General features: G+C 76.6%; 2 protein-coding genes. Both read left to right on the top strand.

The genetic code is table 11. The features are described from left to right. Positions 1–2,346 (top strand): non-ribosomal peptide synthetase (locus HUW36_RS27460; RefSeq protein WP_217428886.1); only part of this gene is annotated, 2,346 nt, incomplete at its 5' end. Continuing rightward, positions 2,343–3,926: beta-ketoacyl synthase N-terminal-like domain-containing protein (locus HUW36_RS27455; protein WP_174530788.1), on the top strand; the 1,584-nt coding region annotated here is incomplete at its 3' end. The genes HUW36_RS27460 and HUW36_RS27455, both read left to right, overlap by 4 nt.

Genomic DNA, 3,926 nt, shown 5'->3' with positions numbered 1-3,926 from the left:
CACCCCGGCGCCGCCGGCCAGGTCGTCCGCCGGCTCCGCCCGGGCGCCGCGTCCACCGTGGGTGAGCTCGTCGACCGGGTGCACCGCTCGCTGCGCGCGTCGCAGGGACCCGAGCCGTCGCCGGACCTGCCGCCGACGGTGCTGCTGGAGACCGACGAGCTTCTCGGCGTGCCCCCCGGCCTCGCCGCCGACGTCGCGCTCGGGCTGGCCGGGACGAGCGTGCGGATCGGTGACCTGCTGGTCGAGTCCCGGCACTCGCCCGCGCAGCTGGTCCCCGGGGACCTCACCGTGCGGGCCCGGCTGGGCGCCGGCGCCGACGCGGTAGTGGTACGCCTGGGCCACCGCGCCGACCTACCCGAACAACTCGCCCGGGACCTCGGCACGGACCTGGCGCGGGTCCTGGCCGCGATGCGGTCCGGCCGGGACACGCCGGCCGCCGGTCTGCTCCCGGTCCCGGCCGTCGCCGGCCGCCGCCCGCCGTTGCGGCTGCCGCACACCGGCCCGCCCGACCATCGCCCCGTCTCCCCGGAGGTGCTCGACGCCGGGGTCCCGGCCCGCTTCCACGAGCAGGTACGGCGACACCCCGACCGGATCGCCGTGCACGGGGACGACGCGGTGCTCACCTACCGCGAGCTGGCCGGCGCGGCGGCGGGCGTGGCGGCGGAGCTGGACCGGGTGACCGGCCGTCGGAGGGGCCGGGTCGGGCTGCTGCTCGACCACGGCACGGCCACCGTCGCGGCGATCCTGGGCACCCTCAGCGCCGGCGGCTCGTACGTCCCGCTGGACACCGGCTATCCGGCGGCCCGGCTCGCCGCCATGCTCGGCGGCGCGGTGGCCCTGCTCACCACGGCCGGGCACCGCCGGCTCGCGAGCGAGGCGCTGTCGGCCGCCGGCATCCCGGACACCCCGGTGGTCGACGTGTCCGCGCTGCCCACCTCGGGTGAGCTGCCGGTGCCCGCCGCGGATCCGGACGCCGAGGCGTACGTGCTCTACACCTCCGGCTCCACGGGACAGCCCAAGGGCGTCACGCAGACCCAGCGCAACCTGCTGTTCCAGGTCTCGACCCACACCAACAACCTGCGCATCGGCCCCTCGGACCGGGTCAGCCTGCTGACGTCGTTCGGCTTCGACATGGCCGTGACCGACATGTTCAGCGCCCTGCTGAACGGGGCCACGTCGGTGCCGGTGGACGTCCGCGGGCGCGGGCTCGGCCACCTGGCCGCCGCGCTCGTCGACCGGGAGGTGACCGTCTACCACTCGACCCCCACGCTGTACCGGCAGCTGCTGGACGTCCCGGCGGGGGCCGACGGCCGGCTGCGCCGGATCCGCGCGGTCGTGCTCGGGGGCGAGGAGACCACCCGACAGGACGTTCTGCGCTGCCGCGAGCGGATCGGCCCGCACTGCGTGTTCGTCAACGGCTACGGCGCCACCGAGATCAGTTTCGCGGTGCAGAACCACCTGGCCGTCGACGACGAGCTGCCCGACACCGCCACCGTGCCGATCGGCCGGCCGCTCGACGGGGTGAGCGTGGACCTGCTCGACGCCGACGGTGGCGTCCTGGGCCTGACCGGGGAGATCGGCATCCGCAGCCGGCACCTGACCCCGGGCTACCAGGGCGGCGATCCGGTGTGGAACGCCAGCAGGTTCCTCACCCACTCCGACGGCACCCGCACCTACCGCACCGGTGACCTCGGCCGGCGGTTGCCCGACGGGGGCTTCGCCTACCTGGGCCGGCTGGACCGACAGGTGAAGGTACGCGGCTACCGGGTGGAGCCGGGAGAGGTGGAGGCCCGGTTGCGGGCCCGCCCGGAGGTGGCCCTGGCGGTGGCGGCCGCCGTGGACGGTCCGGCCGGCAAGGAGCTGCTCGCCTGGGTCACCCCGTCCGGTGACGGCACCCCCGACCCGGCGACGCTGCGCCGCGCGCTCGCCGCCGCGCTGCCGCACTACCTCGTGCCGCAGCGCGTCGTGGTGCTGCCCGGGTTCCCGCTCACCTCCACCGGCAAGGTGGACGTGAAGGCCCTCCCGGTGCCCCCACCCGTCGACACCGACGCCCCGGCCCCACCGCGTACGCCGCAGGAGCGGGTCGTGGTCGACGCGTGGCGGGCCGTCTCGGGCGGACGACCGCTCGGCGTCGAGCAGAACTTCTTCGACGCCGGCGCCCACTCTCTGCACCTCGCCCGCCTCCAGCAGGAGCTCGAACGCGCTCTCGGCCGCCCCGTCCCGCTGGTCTCCCTGTTCGCCCACCCGAACGCCGCCGCGCTCGGCGCCCACCTGGCCGGCGCGGTGACGGACCCGGCGCGGCTGGCCCGGGACCGGATGGCGGCCCGACGACGGAGGACCTCGTGACCACCGGGCCGCAAGCCGGCGCCGGCGCGATCGCGGTGGTCGGCATGGCGGGCCGGTTCCCCGGCGCGCCCGACGTCGACCAGCTGTGGCGCGCGGTCCGCGACGGGCGCGACCTGGTCCGACGGTGGCGGCCCGACGAGTGGGACGCGGCCGGGCCGTCGACGGAGCTGCGGGCCGATCCCGGGTACGTGCCGGTGTTCGGCCGTCTCGACGGGCTGGCGGACTTCGACGCGGAGTTCTTCGGCTACTCGGACGAGGAGGCGGCCCGGCTCGACCCGCAGCAACGGATCTTCCTCGAACTGTGCTGGTCCGCCCTGGAACACGCGGGGCACACCTGCTCGGGTGACGTGGTGGGCGGGGTCTTCGCCGGGGCGGCGCCGAACCGCTACCTGCTCGGCAACGTGCTGCCCGCCCTGCCGGCCGGCGAGCGGTGGACCTGGCCGCCGGGCAGCAGCGCGGACTACCTGCCCACCCGGGTGTCCTACGCGCTGGACCTGACCGGGCCGAGCGTCGCGGTGCAGACCGCCTGTTCGTCCTCGCTGGTCGCGGTGTGCCTGGCCGCGCAGAGCCTGCTCGACTACCGCTGTGACGTCGCGCTCGCGGGCGGCGTCGCGGTGACGTCGGTCGACCAGGTCGGCTACCTCGCCCGGCCCGGCGACCAGACCTCGCCGACGGGTTACCTGCGGGCGTTCGACGCCACGGCCGACGGCACGGTCTACGGCAACGGCGGGGCGGTCGTGGTGCTGCGCCGGCTGGAGGACGCGCTGGCCGACGGTGACCACGTCCACGCCGTGCTGCGCGGATGGGCCGTGACCAACGACGGCGCGGCGCGGGCCGGCTTCGCCAGCCCGGGGGTGGACGGGCAGGTCACCGCGATAGCCGAGGCGTGGGCGGCCGGCGGCCTGGAGCCCGACACGGTGGGTCTGGTCGAGGCGCACGGCGGCGGCACCCGGCTGGGCGACGTGATCGAGCTGGAAGCACTCCGCCGGGCCTTCGGACCCATCACCGCGGGCGGTTGCGCGGTCGGTTCGGTGAAGACCAACATCGGCAACCTGGACGCCGCGGCGGGCGTGGCCGGCCTGGTGAAGGCGGTGCTCGCGGTGCGCCACGGCGTGCTCCCGGCGAGCCTGCACCATGAACGGCCCGGCCCCGACGCCGGTCTCGACGGCACCGGGTTGTACGTGCCGGTGCGGTCCCGGCCGTGGGTGACCGACGGCCGGCCTCGTCGCGCCGGGGTCAACTCGTTCGGGCTCGGCGGCACCAACGCCCATGTCGTGGTGGAGCAGGCGCACCAGCCGGTCTCCCCCGCGCCGGGGCCCTCGGGACCCGACCTGCTCGTCCTGTCCGCGCCGACCGAGGCCGCGCTGCACGCCACCGCCGCCCGGCTGGCCGACGCGCTGGCCGAACTGGCGGCCGGCGGGGCGCCCGACGTCCCGGCCACCCTCGGCGACGTCTGCTGGACGTTGGCGGTGGGACGGCGGCCCTTCGGGTTCCGGGCCGGCCTGGTCGTCACCGATCTCGCCGACGCCGCCCGGCAGCTCGCGGCCGGGGTGAGCGCACACCGGAGCGCGGCCGGGTCG

It is taken from the genome of Micromonospora maritima (genome assembly GCF_902825405.1).
Lineage (GTDB): Bacteria > Actinomycetota > Actinomycetes > Mycobacteriales > Micromonosporaceae > Micromonospora > Micromonospora maritima.
Note: the sequence above shows the minus strand (reverse complement) of the source record. Positions and strands in the feature narration are given on the sequence as shown.